The sequence below is a fragment of the Thioclava sp. DLFJ5-1 genome (genome assembly GCF_002020115.1).
Taxonomy (GTDB): Bacteria; Pseudomonadota; Alphaproteobacteria; order Rhodobacterales; family Rhodobacteraceae; genus Thioclava; species Thioclava sediminum.
The window spans coordinates 697,644-711,958 of sequence record NZ_MPZU01000001.1; the positions used below are offsets into that span (position 1 = coordinate 697,644).

A 14,315-nucleotide genomic window follows, 5' to 3' on the forward strand; every position below is an offset into this window, starting at 1 on the left:
GGACATGACCGACACTCCCGACAACTCCCCCGAAAATTCCGTTTCGAAATCCGCCGACAAATCCAGCGCGAAAGAACGCATCGCCAAGGTGATCGCGCGCTCCGGCGTGGCCTCGCGCCGCGACGCCGAGAAGATGATCCTTGCCGGCAAGGTTGCAGTGAACGGCAAGCAGATCGACTCGCCCGCGCTCGACGTGGCTGCGTCTGACAAGATCACCATCGACGGCAAGCCGATCGACGCGCCGCAGGAAACGCGGCTGTGGCTCTATTACAAGCCGCTGGGTCTGGTCACGACCGAGAAAGACGAACAGGGCCGCCGCACGATCTTCGACGAGATGCCCGAAGGCATGCCGCGCGTGCTGAACGTGGGCCGTCTCGACATCAACTCCGAAGGTCTGCTGCTGCTGACCAATGATGGCGGGTTGAAGCGCCGTCTGGAGCTGCCCGAGACCGGCTGGCTGCGCAAATACCGCGTGCGCGTGAATGGCCGCCCGACCGAGCAGTCTTTCGAGCCGCTGCGTCAGGGTATCACCATCGACGGCGAGGAATTCCTGCCGATGGAGGTCTCGCTCGACCGTCAGCAAGGCGCGAATGCGTGGCTGACCGTGGGCATCCGCGAAGGCCGCAACCGCGAAATCCGTCGTGCAATGACCGAGATCGGCTTCCAGGTGAACCGCCTGATCCGGATCAGCTACGGTCCCTTCCGCCTGATGGACATGAAGGCGGGCGACGTCATGGAAGTGAAGCGCCGGATGCTGCGCGATCAGCTTGGCGGTTTGCTCGACGACAAGCCGGTGGGCGGCGAGGCCAAGCCCGAGCGCAAAGAGCGTGGGGATCGTCCGGAGCGCGGCGATCGCAAGGATCGGGGCGACAAGCCGCGTTTCAAGCGCGATCGCGATGACGGCGGGCGCGATGACAAGCCGCGCTTCCGCAAGGATCGCGACGAAGGCGGCCGTGAAGATCGTCCGCGCAAGCCGCGTACCGGCGGCTTCAAATCGCATCGTGACGAGGGCGAGCGCGGCGATCGTGGACCGCGTTTCTCGAAGGATCGGGGCGACCGCCCGGATCGCGGGCCGCGTGGCGACAAGCCGCGCTTCAACCGCGACCGCGACGAGGGCGGCCGTGACGACAAACCGCGTTTCCGCAAGGATCGCGAAGAGGGCGGGCGCGAGGATCGCCCCTTCCGCGACGGGCCGCGCAAGCCGCGCACCGGTGGGTTCAAATCGCATCGCGATGAAGGCGAGCGCGGCGACCGGGGTACGCGTTTCTCGAAAGATCGTGGCGACCGCCCCGATCGTGGGCCGCGCGGCGACAAGCCCAGCTTCAACCGCGACCGCGATGACCGCTCGGGCGGGAAGTTCGGCGGCAAGCCCAGCGGGAAATTCGGCGACAAGGCGCGCTTCAGCCGGGATCGCGACGAAGGTGGCCGTGACGACCGTGGCGGCGACAAGCCCCGCTCGGGCGGCTTCAAATCGCATGGCGGAAAGCCGGGCGGCAAGCCACGCTCGGGCGGGTTCAAATCCCACGGCGACGCGCGCGGCGACCGGCCCGCACGCTCGGGCGGTTTCAAGTCGCATTCGGGCAAACCGGGCGGGAAACCCGGTGGCAAGCCCTTCGGTGGCAAGCCGCGCGGTGGCAATCGCGACTGACCGGCGAAAACGCGCTTTTAGGGAGGGGAAAACCGCCGTGGTTTTCCCCTCTTCTTTTTCCTCGGCGAGTTTACGCGAATTTCACACCGTCTCTCTGGCATAGACCCGCCAGCCTGCTTATAAATTCCCCTGAGGACGTCGAAATTCGCGTCCGATGGCAGGGGCTGGCGATGTCGCGCGAGGCGCAAAAGAGAATCGCTTTCTGGCTGATGATCGCGCTGACGCTGTCGGTCGCGCTCACCGGGAGCGTATGATGGCTCAACGCTATGGCGGAAAATACTCGCCCCAAGGCTCGGCCAGCGGGCCCGACCTGCACGATCCCCGCAGCGTGCCGCCCCATCGTCGTCCCGATGCAAGACACCCCGAAGAAGGCCGTCCGTTCTGGATCGTGGCCGCTGCTCTGCCCTTCCTGCTGGGCGCCTTCGGCGAAGGCCCCTTCGCACTGGCCCGCGCGCTTGGCGCTTTCGCACTGATCGCAGGCGCCGCCTGGACGATCCGCGAGGGGCTGCGGGCCGAATTCGCCTATGTCGCGCGCAGCTCGGCCAAGCGCCCGGCCTTCCCGCGGAAAATTCTGGGTTCCGTCGCCTATGGTCTGGGGCTCGCACTGGGCGCACAGGCCCCCGAACTGGGCGTGATCGGCGCGGCCGGGATCGGGGCTATCGGCACGGTGGTCTCGCTCGTGGCTTTCGGTCTCGATCCGCTGAAAGACAAGGGGATGGAGGGCGTCGACGAATTTCAGCAAGAGCGCGTCGCCCGCGTGGTCAAGGAAGGCGAGGCCTATCTGGCCGAGATGCGCAAGGCCATCACCCCCTCGGGCGAACGCGTCCTGATCACCCGGGTCGAGCAGTTCGCCACCACCGCGCGCGATCTGTTCCGCGCGGTCGAGGAAGATCCCGGCGATCTGGCGCAGGCGCGGCGCTACATGACCGTTTATCTGGAGGGCGCGCGCGACGCGACGATCAAGTTCGCCGATCTGTGGCGCAACACGCGCGATCAAAAGGCACGCGATGATTACGCGGCGCTGCTCGATGATCTGGAAGCGAATTTCACCGCCCGCACCCGCAAGATGCTGGAAGATGGCCGCGAGGGGCTGGAGATCGAGATCGACGTGCTGCGCGACCGGCTGGCGCGCGAAGGGGTCGTGCCGACGACCCGCGAGAATTGACGAAGCGTGAGTTGATGAGTGACACCGGGAACTGCCCCGACAGGCGCAAGGAGGCCCTGAGATGACCGAGACGACCCGCCAAAAGGCAACCGAGCTGATGACCGAAGTGGAAGGTGTCAGCGGTTCGCTGCTGCCCGAGCCGGGCCCGGCAGAGGCGGTGACGCCGCTCGATCAGGCCCCGCCCGAGACCGCCGAAGAAATCCGCAAGCGCATGGCCGAGCTGGACATGGGCGACTCGAATTCGATTGTGCAGTTCGGCTCGCGCGCGCAGGTCGATCTGCAATCGATCAGCCAGGAGATGCTCTCGGGCGTCAAGAACAAGGATGTCGGCCCCGCCGGGGACAGCCTGCGCCAGATCGTCACCACGATCCGCGGGTTCTCGGTCTCGGAGCTCGACGTGCGCCGCAAGCGGAGCTGGTGGGAAAAGCTGCTGGGCCGCGCCGCGCCGTTTGGCAACTTCATCGCCCGGTTCGAAGAGGTGCAGGGCCAGATCGACCGCGTCACCGACGAGTTGCTGAGCCACGAGCACAAGCTGCTCAAGGACATCAAATCGCTCGACATGCTCTACGACAAGACGCTGCATTTCTATGACGAACTCGCGCTCTATATCGCGGCGGGCGAGGAAAAGCTGGCCCAGCTCGACCGCGAGGAAATCCCTGCGAAAGAGGCGGCGATGGAAGCCGCGTCCGAGGATCAGAAAGTGCTCAAGGCGCAGGAAATCCGCGATCTGCGCGCAGCCCGCGACGATCTGGAGCGCCGAGTGCATGATCTGAAACTGACCCGTCAGGTGACGATGCAGTCGCTGCCCTCGATCCGGCTGGTTCAGGAAAACGACAAGAGCCTCGTGACCAAGATCAACTCGACGCTGGTGAACACCGTGCCGCTGTGGGAGACCCAACTGGCGCAGGCGGTCACGATCCAACGCTCGCGCGAGGCGGCAGGCGCTGTGCGCGAGGCCAACGATCTGACCAACGAGCTTCTGAAATCGAATGCCAAGAATCTGCGCGAAGCCAATGCCGAGATCCGCACCGAGATGGAGCGCGGCGTCTTCGATATCGAGGCGGTGAAGGCGGCCAATGCCGATCTGGTCGCCACGATCGAGGACTCCTTGCGTATCGCGGATGAAGGCAAGCGCAAGCGCGCCGCGGCAGAGCATGACTTGGTCGAAATGGAAGACAAGCTGCGCGACACCCTGTCGGCGGCGAAATCCTCCGCACAGGCTGGCGGGGCTGCGGGATGACACGGATGCGTGCGGCCTTTCCGGTTCTTGCAGGGCTGGCGGCGCTGGCCCTTTCGGCCTGCGCGCCGGGCTTGGGCGGCTCGCCGCTCGCACCGGACAAGACCGCGCGCCCGCCCAGCGCACCGGCCGATCTCGATCGCTCGAACGCTACCAAGCAAAGCGCGCTCTCGCGGGAGATGTCGGCCTATTTCGCCAAGACCGCCGCCGAGATGGAAGCGCGCGGCCAGCTGCGCACCGATGTCGCGCCGCGCGATGCGCCGTTCAACCAGCGGCAGCTGGTGCAGGACTTCATCCATATCGCGCTTTACGACGAATACGCGGCGCAGGGTGGCGGGTTCGTCGCCCGCCAGACCCCCTCGCGCCTGCGGCGCTGGGACAAGCCGGTGCGGATGGATATCGACTTCGGCGCCTCGATCCCCAAGGCCGACCGCGCCTCGGACATCGCGGAAGTGCGCGCCTATGCGGGCAAGCTTGCGCGCGCCTCGCGCCATCCGGTCAGCGTGGTGAACCGCGGCGGCAATTTCCACGTGCTGTTCCTCAACGAGGATGAGCGCCGGGCGATCGGTCCGCGCCTGCGCCAATTGGTGCCGGGGATCGATGACAGCTCGGTCGAGGCGATCACCAACCTGCCGCTCTCGACTTATTGCGTGGTCTTCGCCTTCTCGCAGGGCGACAGTCCGATCTATACCGACGCGGTCGCGGTGATCCGGGGCGAACACCCGCCGGAACTGCGCACCAGCTGCATCCATGAGGAACTGGCCCAGGGGCTGGGTCTCGCCAATGACTATCCGCGCGCGCGGCCCTCGATCTTCAACGATGATGAGGAATTCTCGCTGCTGACCAAGCATGACGAGTTGCTGCTGCAGATGCTTTACGACCCGCGCCTGACGCCCGGCATGACCGAACGCGAGGCCCGCCCGATCGTCACCACCATCGCCTCCGAATTGCTGGGCGGCGCAAGCTGAGAACCAAGAAGGAACCGCATCCATGGGCATTCTCGATTTCCTCTCCGGCGAATTCATCGACGTCATTGGCTGGACCGACGACACCCGAGACACGATGGTCTGGCGGTTCGAGCGCGAGGGTCACGCGATCAAATACGGCGCGAAGCTGACCGTGCGCGAAGGTCAGGCCGCCGTCTTCGTCCATGAAGGGCAACTGGCCGATATCTTCGGGCCCGGGCTCTATATGCTCGAGACCAACAACCTTCCAATCCTCACGACGCTTCAGCATTGGGATCACGGGTTCAAATCGCCCTTCCAGTCCGAGATCTATTTCGTCAACACCACCCGGTTCAACGACCTCAAATGGGGCACGAAGAACCCGGTCATGGCGCGCGATCCGGAATTCGGCCCGGTGCGCATCCGCGCCTTCGGCACCTATTCGATGCGCGTCACCGATCCGGGCAAGTTCCTGACCGAGATCGTCGGCACCGATGGCGAGTTCACCTCTGACGAGATCAGCTACCAGCTGCGCAACGTGATCGTGCAGGAGTTCTCGCGCGCCATTGCCAGCTCGGGCATCCCGATCCTGGACATGGCGGCGAACACCGCCGACATGGGCAAGCTGATCACCAAGGCAATCGCGCCGACCATCGCGAATTACGGGCTGGAGCTGCCCGAGTTCTACATCGAGAACGTCTCGCTGCCCGAAGCGGTGGAGGCGGTTCTCGACAAGCGCACATCGATGGGGATCGTGGGCGATCTGAACAAATACATGCAGTACAATGCCGCCGAGGCGATGGGCCAGCCGGGTTCCGGTGCCTCCGCGGGGATGGGCGCCGCGATGGGCGCGGGCATGGGCGCCGGGATGGGCATGGCGATGGGCCAGCAGATGGGGCCCTGGGGGCAGATGGGTCAGCAACCCGCCGCCGCCGCGCCGCCGCCCCCTCCCCCGCCGCCGGTGGAGAAGGTCTGGCATCTCGCGGTGAATGGGCAAACGCAGGGCCCGTACGGGCGCGGGCATCTGGGGCGTATGGTCTCGGAAGGCTCGCTCACCCGCGACAGCCTCGTCTGGACGCCGGGTCAGAACGGCTGGATGCGCGCCGAGGACGTGACCGAACTGGCGCAGCTCTTCACCATCGCGCCGCCGCCGCCCCCGCCTGCTGCGCCACCTGCGAGCTGATCCAATGCTGGGTTTCCCGAAAGTGGGGCGGAGCGCGGCTGCCGCCCCTGCCGACCCACGCGGCGAGAGCCACTATCACTGCGAAAGCTGCGGCGCCGATCTGCGCTTCGCTCCGGGCCAGACGCGGCTCGTCTGCGATCATTGCGGCCATGTGCAGGACATTCCCTCCGCCACCGGGCGCGGAGAGGCGCGCTTGCGCGAATTGCCGCTCGACGAGGCGCTGACCCGCGAATTGCCCGCGCAGGAGATGGAGGAGCACCGCACCGTCTCCTGCCCCAATTGCGGCGCCTCGATCGAGTTGCAGAACGGCGAGCACGCGACCGAATGCCCGTTCTGCGCGACGCCCGTGGTGGTCGATACGGGCACGACGCGGCTGATCAAGCCGCAAGGGGTGCTGCCCTTCCAGCTGACCGAGGACCAAGCGCGCGCGGCGCTCTCGAAATGGCTCGGCTCGCTGTGGTTCGCGCCTAACGGGCTGTCGCAATATGCCCGCAAGGGCCGGCGCATGACCGGCATCTACGCGCCCTTCTGGACCTTCGACGCCGCGACCCGCACCCGCTATTCCGGCCAGCGCGGCGACGCCTATTACATCACGCGCACCGTACAGACCGACAAGGGCCCGCGCACCGAGCAGGTCCGCCGAATCCGCTGGACGCCGGTCTCGGGTCAGGTGGCGCGCGATTTCGACGATGTGGTGATCTACGCCGCGCGCTCGCTGCCGCCCGATTACGTGCAGGCGCTGCGCCCGTGGGACCTGACGGCGCTCGAACCCTATCGGCGCGATTATCTCGCGGGCTTCACCGCCGAAGGCTACACGGTGCAACTGCAGGAGGGTCATCACGCCGCGCAGGCCGAGATGATCCGCGTCATCCAGACCGACATTCGCCGCGATATCGGCGGCGACGAACAGCGGATCGGCGCGATGGACCCGCAGTTCTCGGCCGAGACCTTCAAGCATATCCTGCTGCCGATCTGGACCGCCGCCTACAAGTTCCGTGGCCGCTCCTACCGCTTCGTCGTGAACGCCCAGACGGGCCGCGTGCGCGGGGATCGTCCGTGGTCGGCATGGAAGATCGCGCTGGCGGTGCTCGCTGCGGTGATCGTCGGGGGAACGCTCTTCTACCTGAAGAGCCGCTGAGCGGGTCAGCCTTTCGCGAGATCGTCCATCCCGAAGGCGATGCCCTGCGGGGCGAGCCATTCGGCGAAGCGCGCGATCTTCTCGTCGAGCGAACAGGAATTGGTTTGCCGCGCCATCTCGATGTCATAGGCGGCGCGAAGGTCCATCTGGCGTTCGGGGCTCAGCTCTTTCCAGCGCGTCATGTCGTCTCCTTGCAAAGCCGAAGTGGGTTCCCGATATATCTTGCAACCCAATGTAAAGGAGGGGTGACATGACCCAATCCTCTCAAAGCTACCGTGTGACCTGCCTCGATTGCGGGCAGGCCAACCGCGTTCCCGCCGAGAAGCTGGGCGCGAACCCGAAATGCGGCACCTGCGGCGGCTGGCTCGTCTCGCACAAGGTGACCGAAGTCGACTTCAAGACGCTCGCCAAGGCCGAAAAGGACGACCTGCCGCTGCTGGTCGATTTCTGGGCGCCGTGGTGCGGCCCGTGCAAGGCGATGGCGCCGCAGTTCAACATGGCCGCCGAGAAGCTGACACCGCATGTGCGGCTGGCGAAGATCAACACGCAGGTGAACCCCACCGCGACTCAGCGCTACCGGATTCAGGGCATTCCCGCCTTCATCCTGTTCGCCAAGGGCCGCGAGGTCGCCCGCGCCGCAGGCGCCCGCCCGGCAGGCGATCTGGTCAATTTCGTGAAGTCGAAAATCTCGGTGCCCGCATAACGCGGATTACGCGGAATTTTTCGCGCGAGCCACGGGCGGGTCGCTTGACAAAGCCCGCGCCTTGCGCGAAATACCACGCCACGGTTCGGGGCCTTAGCTCAGCTGGGAGAGCGCGTCGTTCGCAATGACGAGGTCAGGGGTTCGATCCCCCTAGGCTCCACCAAACCGCTTCAAAAAGCGCCCGATCTTCGGGCGCTTTTTGCGTTTCCAAACAATCTCAAATGCTTAGCGTGTAGCAATCCGCAATTCGCCCCGCGTTGTGGATGAACTATCCCCAGATTTCGTGGGGGCCACCCGGCTTATCCACCAGAAATTGCTTTACACAATAGCAACCTGCCTACACGATATCTTGTAGGGACAGGCGGCTGCTACCGCCGTTCCTTGTAAAGCCGACAAGCCCTAGGGGAGCTGCACCCCGGGCATCTAGAAAAGGCAGGGGGATACGAGCATGGCACTGAGCGAAGACTATCTGTACGCCGAAGAACTCCACCCGATCGACATCGTCGAGACGCTGGCCGAAGCCCATGAATGGGAATTCGACCGGGTCACCGATGACCAGATCGCAATGGCGGTGGAGGGTCAGTGGCGGACCTACTCGATCACCCTCGCCTGGTCGCCGATGGACGAAACCCTGCGGCTGATCTGCACTTTCGAGATGGACCCGCCGCCGGCCCGCGAAGGCGCGCTTTACGAGCTTCTCAACCGCATCAACGACCGGGTCTGGACCGGCGCCTTCACCTTCTGGCCGGATCAGCGGCTGATGGTCTGGCGGCATGGGCTCGTGCTCTCGGGCGGGCAGCTGCCCGGACCGGAGCAGATCGACCGTCTGATCGGCGCGGCTGTCGTGTCCTCCGAGCGGTTCTACCCGGCCTTCCAGCTGGCGACCTGGGGCGAGCGCGATCCCGAAGACGCGATGCAGGTGGCCATTGCGGAGGCCTACGGGCGCGCCTAATCTCCCCCCGAACCAAAAGGGGGAAGCATGAGCTTTGACAAGATTTCCGACCGCGGCCTCGTCATTCTGGGCTGCGGACGCATGGGCGGCGCGATCCTTCAGGGGCTGTTGAAGGGCGGTCTGCCCGCAGCCTCGGTCTGGGTGGTCGATCCGAATCCATCCGATTGGCTGAAAGAGTCCGGCGTGAATCTCAACGCCGATCTGCCCGAGACTCCCGCTGTCGTTCTGGTCGCGGTGAAGCCGCAGATGATGGCCGACGCGCTGCCGCAACTCTCGGCCATGGCCGAGGGCGATACGCTGTTTGTCACCGTCGCCGCCGGGATCACCATCGAGGGCTATGAGAAGATGCTGGGCACGCAGGCCCGGCTGGTGCGCGCGATGCCCAACACGCCTGCCGCGATCGGCCGTGGCGTGACCGCGATTGTCGGCAATCCGAACGCGACGAGCGATGATCTGGACACGGCGGATGCGCTGATGACCGGCGTGGGTCAGGTTGTGCGGCTCGACGATGAGGAACAGATGAACGCCGTGATTGGCGTCTCCGGCTCGGGCCCGGCTTACGTCTTCCACCTGATCGAGGTGATGGCCGCGGCGGGCGAGGCCGAGGGGCTCGATCCGGACCTGGCGCTGCGGCTCGCCAAGGCGACCGTGGGCGGCGCGGGGCAACTGGCCGAGGATAGCGACGAGAGCCCGTCCAAGCTGCGTGAGAACGTGACCTCTCCGGGCGGGACGACGGCTGCGGCGCTGGAGGTTCTGATGGACCCCGAGACCGGCATGCCGCCCCTGATGCGCAAAGCGGTCGCGGCGAATATCGCGCGCAACCGGGAGCTGGGGAAATGACCATCTCCTTCGACGACTTCATGAAGGTCGACATCCGCTGCGGCCGGATCACCGCAGCCGAGCCCTTCCCTGAGGCGCGCAAGCCCGCGATCAAGCTCTGGGTCGATTACGGCCCCGAGATCGGCGTGAAGAAAAGCTCCGCCCAGATCACGGTGCATTACGCGCCCGAGGAGCTGGTCGGCAAGCTGGTCTTCGGTGTGGTCAACTTTCCGCCGCACCAGATCGGGCCGTTCATGTCCGAGGCGCTGGTGCTCGGCGTGCCCGATGAAGACGGCGAGGTCGTACTGCTGACGCCCGACAAGGACGTGCCGATCGGCGGGAGGATGTTCTGATGAAGCTCCTCGTGACCCGCAAGCTGACCGACGAGGTCGAGGCCCGCGTGGCGAAAGAATTCGACGTGACCTTCCGCAACGGGGCCGCGCCGATGACCGAAGACGAGGCGCGGCAGGCGCTGGCCGAATACGATGCGCTTCTTGTGACCTTGGGCGACAAGGTGACGGCAGCGGCCTTCGAGGGTAGCCCCCGCGCGAGGATCGTGGCCAACTTCGGGGTGGGCTATAACCATATTGACGTGGCCGCCGCCGAGGCAAAGGGCATCACGGTGACCAACACGCCGGGCGCGGTGACCGATGCGACCGCCGATATCGCGATGATGCTGATCCTGATGAGCGCGCGACGTGCCTCGGCGGGCGAGCGCTTCGTGCGGCGCGGCGACTGGACCGGCTGGACGCCAACGCAATTCCTTGGCCAGCACGTCTCGGGCAAGAAGGTCGGTATCATCGGTCTGGGCCGCATCGGCACTGCGATTGCGAAACGCTGCCATTTCGGCTTCGGCATGGAGGTCGCCTACACCAAGCGCACCCCCGTCGATCCGGGCTACCCCGCGACGCATCTGAGCCAGGACGAGCTGCTCGCAACTTCCGATTTCGTGGTGATCGCGGTGCCCGCAAGCCCCGCCACGCATCACCTGATCGGCGCGGCGGAGATCGCGAAGATGCAGCCGCATGCGCATCTGATCAACATCGCGCGCGGCGATATCGTCGACGAGGCGGCACTGGTGGCCGCGATGCAGGGCAATGTGATCGCGGGCGCGGGTCTCGATGTCTACGAGCGCGAGCCTTATGTGCCGGAAGCCCTGCGCGCACTGGATAACGTCACGTTGCTTCCGCATCTGGGCACCGCCGCTCTTGAGGTGCGTGACGACATGGGCCACATGGCGGTCGACAATCTTATCGCCTTTCGTGACGGCAACGCGCCGCCCAATCGCGTGTCGTCTTGACCTTTCACCTCCTTGGCGGGAGGCTCTGCCAAGGAGGATCCGATGCATCAAGCCGTCATTACCGGGACCGGGGTCTATACGCCGGAACACGTCATCACGAATGCCGAACTGGTCGAGGCGTTCAACGCCTATGCCGATCTGTTCAACGCCGAGAACGCAGAGGCCATCGCCGCGGGCGAGATCGAGGCCAAGCCGCATAGCTCGGTCGAGTTCATCCTGAAAGCCTCCGGGATCGAGCAGCGCTACGTGATGGACAAGGAAGGCGTGCTGGACCCCACGCGCATGTATCCGCGCCTTCGCCAACGCTCGGATGACGAGCCGGGCATCATGGCCGAGATCGCGCTCGATGCCTGCAACAAGGCGCTGGCGCAGGCCGGACGGAAGGGCGAGGACGTCGATCTCGTGATCTGCGCCGCTTCGAATATGGAGCGCGCCTACCCCGCCGTCGCCATCGAGATCCAGAAGCTTCTCGGCGCGGGCGGGTTCGCTTTCGATATGAACGTCGCCTGTTCCTCGGCCACCTTCGGCATTCAGGCCGCCGCCGACATGATCCGCACGGGCTCCGTGCGCCGCGCGCTGGTCGTGAACCCCGAGATCACTTCCGGTCATTTGGAATGGCGCGACCGCGATTGCCACTTCATCTTCGGCGATGTGGCGACCGCGACGCTGATCGAGCGGCGTGAGGATGCGCCGCATGGCTTCCTGATCCGCTCCACCCGTTGCGCGACGGAATTTTCCAACAACATCCGCAACAATAACGGCTTCCTGCGCCGCACCCGCCCCGATGGCGTGGCCGACCGTCGCGACATGCAGTTCATGCAAGAGGGTCGGAAGGTCTTCAAGGAAGTGATGCCGATGGTCGCGCAGCACATCCTCGGCCATCTCGCCGATGCACAGGTGAAGCCCGAGGATTTGCACCGTCTCTGGCTGCATCAGGCCAACAAGACGATGAACGACTTTGTGGGGAAAAAGGTGCTCGGCCGCGATCCCGAGCCGGGCGAGCAGCCCAATATCCTGCAGGATTACGCCAACACGTCCTCCGCCGGGTCGATCATCGCGTTTTCGAAATATTCCGACGATTTCAAACCGGGCGAGATCGGGCTGATCTGTTCCTTCGGGGCGGGCTATTCGGTGGGCTCGGTCGTGGTCGAGAAGATCTGAGGCTTACGCCTCACCCATCGCTTTGCGCCAGTGACGGCGGCAGAGGCTGACATAGGTCTCGTTGCCGCCGATCTGCACCTGATCGCCATCGCGCAGCGCCTGTCCGTCAGGGCCCATCCGCACCACCATCGTGGCCTTCTTGCCGCAATGGCAGATCGTGCGGACTTCGCGCATCTCGTCGGCCAGCGCGAGCAGCGCCGCCGAGCCGGGGAACAGCTTGCCCTGAAAATCCACCCGCAGCCCGTAGCACATCACCGGCACGCGCAGGTCATCGACCGCGCGGGCGATCTGCCAGACCTGCGTCTCGGTCAGGAACTGCGCCTCGTCCACGAAGATGCAGGCGCAGGGGCCCTCCGCCAGCCGCGCCTCGATCAGCGCGAACATGTCGGTCTCTTCGGAGAAACAGGCCGCCTCCGCACCGATGCCGATCCGGCTCGCGATGCGCCCGTCGCCCGCGCGATTGTCGAGCCGCGCGGTCACGAGGAAGGTCTCCATGCCGCGTTCGATATAGTTGTGGGAGGCTTGCAAGAGGATCGTGCTCTTGCCCGCGTTCATCGTGGAATAATGGAAGTAGAGCTTGGCCATGGCCTGCAATAGCCCGCGATTTTCAGGGGAGCAAGACTGCCCACGCGACGCTCAGGGACGGTCGGCGCTGTCCATCCAGATCGTGACCGGCCCGTCATTCAGAAGCGCTACTTTCATATCCGCACCGAACTCCCCGGTCTGGACCGGCAGGCCCAGAGATTCGAGGTGCCGGGCGAAATGCTGATACAGCCGGTCGCCGTCTTCCGGCGGGGCTGCCGCAGAAAAACCGGGGCGGTTGCCGCGCGATGTGTCAGCCGCCAGCGTGAACTGGCTGACCACGAGACAGGCGCCGCCGATGTCACCCACCGCCCGGTTCATCTTGCCCGCCTCATCCTTGAAGATGCGCAGCTTCGAGACGCGCTCGGCCAGTTTCTCGGCGACTTTCTCGTCATCCCCCTGCATCGCGCAGCACAGGATCAGAAGGCCCGGCCCGATCTCGGAGATGCGATTGCCGTCGACGGTGACCGAGGCCTCGGAGACCCGCTGGATCAGCGCCCTCATGCCAGTTCGTCCGCCCAGGGCGGGTTGGCCCCTGCCCGGCTGACGACCACCGCAGCGGCGGCCACGCCCAGTTTCAGGCAGTCCGAGATCAGCCCTTCCTCGGCGCGTGCGAGCGCACCTTTGTCGAGCGCCTCGGCACGGTCCAGCGCGGCCAGCACGCCCGCGTTGAACGTATCGCCTGCCCCGACCGTGTCGATGACCTCGACCTTGCGCGCCGGAACGAACACTTCGCAGTGTTTCGAGAAGCCATGCGCGCCGGTCGCGCCTTCGGTCACGAAGACAAGCTTCGGCCCTTTCGCCAGCATCCCGCGCGCGAGATCGGCAATGGTGCCCGGCCCTTCGATCCAGCGCAGATCCTCGTCCGAGACCTTCACGATATCGGCCACGGCGAACATCCGTTCCAACCGCGCGCGATAGGCCGCCTCATCGCCGATGAATCCGGGGCGGATATTCGGGTCGATCATGGTCACGCGGCTCTCGGTCTCGCGCAGCATCAGCGCCTCATAGGCCGCGCCGCAAGGCTCGACCGGCAGCGAGATGCCGCCGAAGAACATGGCCTTCACCTCTGCCGGGATCGCAGGCATGTCCTCGATCTTCAGCATCCGGCCTGCGGTGTTCTCGTCGTAGAAGGCGTAGCTCGCATGGCCATCGGTGAGCGTGACGAAGGCCAGCGTCGTGGGCCGGTCCGAGCGCACTGCAAGCCCCGCATCCACCCCGCTATCGGAGAGCGAGCGGATCAGCATCTGGCCGAACAGGTCTTCCGACAGCCCCGACAGGAACCCCGAGCGCGCACCGAGCCGCCCCAGCGCAATCGCGGTGTTGAACACCGCACCGCCCGGATAGGGCGCAAACGCCGCCTCGCCTTGCACGCTTTCGCGCGGGAGCATGTCGATCAGTGCTTCGCCACAACTCAGGATCATCGGGGGCCTCCTCATTCCGATACCGCTAACACCTGCTACACGCGAAGCGGTGTCCGGGC

At 65.4% G+C, this 14,315-nt stretch carries 16 protein-coding genes and 1 tRNA gene; 13 read left to right on the top strand and 4 right to left on the bottom strand.

The features are described 5' to 3' along the window. Window positions 1-4: 4 nt before the first annotated feature. From BMI86_RS03370 to BMI86_RS20855, 6 genes are all read left to right on the top strand, one after another. Entirely contained in the window at window positions 5-1,648 is a 1,644-nt protein-coding gene (locus tag BMI86_RS03370) for a pseudouridine synthase (protein ID WP_078539749.1), read from the top strand. A 253-nt stretch (window positions 1,649-1,901) separates the two neighbouring features. Further along, window positions 1,902-2,813, top strand: coding sequence for a 5-bromo-4-chloroindolyl phosphate hydrolysis family protein (locus BMI86_RS03375; protein WP_078539750.1), 912 nt, complete (start codon window positions 1,902-1,904; stop codon window positions 2,811-2,813). Window positions 2,814-2,874: 61 nt separating this feature from the next. Beyond that, window positions 2,875-4,053: a toxic anion resistance protein gene (locus BMI86_RS03380; RefSeq protein WP_078519690.1), complete on the top strand. Its 1,179-nt coding sequence runs from the start codon at window positions 2,875-2,877 to the stop codon at window positions 4,051-4,053. Further along, on the top strand, window positions 4,050-5,018 hold the full coding sequence (locus BMI86_RS03385; RefSeq protein ID WP_078539751.1) for a DUF2927 domain-containing protein: 969 nt from the start codon (window positions 4,050-4,052) through the stop codon (window positions 5,016-5,018). Before BMI86_RS03380 ends, BMI86_RS03385 begins: the two co-directional genes overlap by 4 nt. 22 nt (window positions 5,019-5,040) lie before the next feature. Continuing rightward, window positions 5,041-6,177 (top strand): SPFH domain-containing protein, encoded by a 1,137-nt coding sequence (locus BMI86_RS20850; RefSeq protein ID WP_143594671.1) that lies wholly within the window; start codon window positions 5,041-5,043, stop codon window positions 6,175-6,177. Between the two features lie 4 nt (window positions 6,178-6,181). Further along, on the top strand, window positions 6,182-7,315 hold the full coding sequence (locus tag BMI86_RS20855) for a zinc ribbon domain-containing protein (protein WP_246831615.1): 1,134 nt from the start codon (window positions 6,182-6,184) through the stop codon (window positions 7,313-7,315). 5 nt (window positions 7,316-7,320) lie between these two features. On the opposite strand, the gene BMI86_RS21170 is transcribed toward BMI86_RS20855, so the two are convergent. Then, window positions 7,321-7,497, bottom strand: coding sequence for a hypothetical protein (locus BMI86_RS21170; RefSeq protein ID WP_168173771.1), 177 nt, complete (start codon window positions 7,495-7,497; stop codon window positions 7,321-7,323). Window positions 7,498-7,565: 68 nt separating this feature from the next. Between BMI86_RS21170 and BMI86_RS03395 the strand changes: the two genes are divergently transcribed. The 7 genes from BMI86_RS03395 (at window position 7,566) to BMI86_RS03425 (ending at window position 12,250) form a co-directional block, all read left to right on the top strand. Then, the gene (locus BMI86_RS03395) at window positions 7,566-8,018 is read left to right on the top strand and encodes a thioredoxin domain-containing protein (protein ID WP_078539752.1); all 453 of its coding nucleotides are present in this window, start codon (window positions 7,566-7,568) and stop codon (window positions 8,016-8,018) included. Window positions 8,019-8,105: 87 nt separating this feature from the next. Further along, window positions 8,106-8,181, top strand: a tRNA-Ala gene (locus tag BMI86_RS03400). A 285-nt stretch (window positions 8,182-8,466) separates the two neighbouring features. After that, window positions 8,467-8,970 carry a YbjN domain-containing protein gene (locus tag BMI86_RS03405; RefSeq protein ID WP_078519694.1) on the top strand — a complete coding sequence of 168 codons (504 nt, stop codon included), beginning with the start codon at window positions 8,467-8,469 and terminating at the stop codon, window positions 8,968-8,970. Window positions 8,971-8,997: 27 nt separating this feature from the next. Beyond that, window positions 8,998-9,810 carry a pyrroline-5-carboxylate reductase gene (gene proC / locus BMI86_RS03410; protein WP_078539753.1) on the top strand — a complete coding sequence of 271 codons (813 nt, stop codon included), beginning with the start codon at window positions 8,998-9,000 and terminating at the stop codon, window positions 9,808-9,810. After that, entirely contained in the window at window positions 9,807-10,142 is a 336-nt protein-coding gene (locus tag BMI86_RS03415; RefSeq protein ID WP_078539754.1) for a tRNA-binding protein, read from the top strand. The genes proC and BMI86_RS03415 overlap by 4 nt, the downstream gene beginning before the upstream one ends. Then, complete coding sequence (locus BMI86_RS03420) at window positions 10,142-11,089, top strand: D-glycerate dehydrogenase (RefSeq protein WP_078539755.1); 948 nt, start codon at window positions 10,142-10,144, stop codon at window positions 11,087-11,089. The genes BMI86_RS03415 and BMI86_RS03420 overlap by 1 nt, the downstream gene beginning before the upstream one ends. A 42-nt stretch (window positions 11,090-11,131) precedes the next feature. After that, window positions 11,132-12,250 carry a beta-ketoacyl-ACP synthase III gene (locus BMI86_RS03425; RefSeq protein ID WP_078539756.1) on the top strand — a complete coding sequence of 373 codons (1,119 nt, stop codon included), beginning with the start codon at window positions 11,132-11,134 and terminating at the stop codon, window positions 12,248-12,250. 3 nt (window positions 12,251-12,253) lie between these two features. On the opposite strand, the gene BMI86_RS03430 is transcribed toward BMI86_RS03425, so the two are convergent. From BMI86_RS03430 to BMI86_RS03440, 3 genes are read right to left on the bottom strand one after another with little or no spacing between them, the layout of a single operon-like run. Continuing rightward, entirely contained in the window at window positions 12,254-12,835 is a 582-nt protein-coding gene (locus BMI86_RS03430) for a thymidine kinase (RefSeq protein ID WP_078539757.1), read from the bottom strand. A gap of 51 nt (window positions 12,836-12,886) precedes the next feature. Beyond that, window positions 12,887-13,336, bottom strand: coding sequence for a D-aminoacyl-tRNA deacylase (gene dtd / locus BMI86_RS03435; RefSeq protein WP_078539758.1), 450 nt, complete (start codon window positions 13,334-13,336; stop codon window positions 12,887-12,889). After that, the gene (locus tag BMI86_RS03440) at window positions 13,333-14,256 is read right to left on the bottom strand and encodes a carbohydrate kinase (RefSeq protein ID WP_078539759.1); all 924 of its coding nucleotides are present in this window, start codon (window positions 14,254-14,256) and stop codon (window positions 13,333-13,335) included. The genes dtd and BMI86_RS03440 overlap by 4 nt, the downstream gene beginning before the upstream one ends. Between the last annotated feature and the right edge of the window lie 59 nt (window positions 14,257-14,315).

Excerpts from the sequence above, each read along its gene's own strand:
- BMI86_RS03370 (WP_078539749.1), top strand. The coding sequence starts at position 5 with ATGACCGACACTCCCGACAACTCCCCCGAAAATTCCGTTTCGAAATCC.
- BMI86_RS03375 (WP_078539750.1), top strand. The coding sequence starts at position 1,902 with ATGGCTCAACGCTATGGCGGAAAATACTCGCCCCAAGGCTCGGCCAGC.
- BMI86_RS03380 (WP_078519690.1), top strand. The coding sequence starts at position 2,875 with ATGACCGAGACGACCCGCCAAAAGGCAACCGAGCTGATGACCGAAGTG.
- BMI86_RS03385 (WP_078539751.1), top strand. The coding sequence starts at position 4,050 with ATGACACGGATGCGTGCGGCCTTTCCGGTTCTTGCAGGGCTGGCGGCG.
- BMI86_RS20850 (WP_143594671.1), top strand. The coding sequence starts at position 5,041 with ATGGGCATTCTCGATTTCCTCTCCGGCGAATTCATCGACGTCATTGGC.
- BMI86_RS20855 (WP_246831615.1), top strand. The coding sequence starts at position 6,182 with ATGCTGGGTTTCCCGAAAGTGGGGCGGAGCGCGGCTGCCGCCCCTGCC.
- BMI86_RS21170 (WP_168173771.1), bottom strand. The coding sequence starts at position 7,497 with ATGACGCGCTGGAAAGAGCTGAGCCCCGAACGCCAGATGGACCTTCGC.
- BMI86_RS03395 (WP_078539752.1), top strand. The coding sequence starts at position 7,566 with ATGACCCAATCCTCTCAAAGCTACCGTGTGACCTGCCTCGATTGCGGG.
- BMI86_RS03405 (WP_078519694.1), top strand. The coding sequence starts at position 8,467 with ATGGCACTGAGCGAAGACTATCTGTACGCCGAAGAACTCCACCCGATC.
- proC (WP_078539753.1), top strand. The coding sequence starts at position 8,998 with ATGAGCTTTGACAAGATTTCCGACCGCGGCCTCGTCATTCTGGGCTGC.
- BMI86_RS03415 (WP_078539754.1), top strand. The coding sequence starts at position 9,807 with ATGACCATCTCCTTCGACGACTTCATGAAGGTCGACATCCGCTGCGGC.
- BMI86_RS03420 (WP_078539755.1), top strand. The coding sequence starts at position 10,142 with ATGAAGCTCCTCGTGACCCGCAAGCTGACCGACGAGGTCGAGGCCCGC.
- BMI86_RS03425 (WP_078539756.1), top strand. The coding sequence starts at position 11,132 with ATGCATCAAGCCGTCATTACCGGGACCGGGGTCTATACGCCGGAACAC.
- BMI86_RS03430 (WP_078539757.1), bottom strand. The coding sequence starts at position 12,835 with ATGGCCAAGCTCTACTTCCATTATTCCACGATGAACGCGGGCAAGAGC.
- dtd (WP_078539758.1), bottom strand. The coding sequence starts at position 13,336 with ATGAGGGCGCTGATCCAGCGGGTCTCCGAGGCCTCGGTCACCGTCGAC.
- BMI86_RS03440 (WP_078539759.1), bottom strand. The coding sequence starts at position 14,256 with ATGATCCTGAGTTGTGGCGAAGCACTGATCGACATGCTCCCGCGCGAA.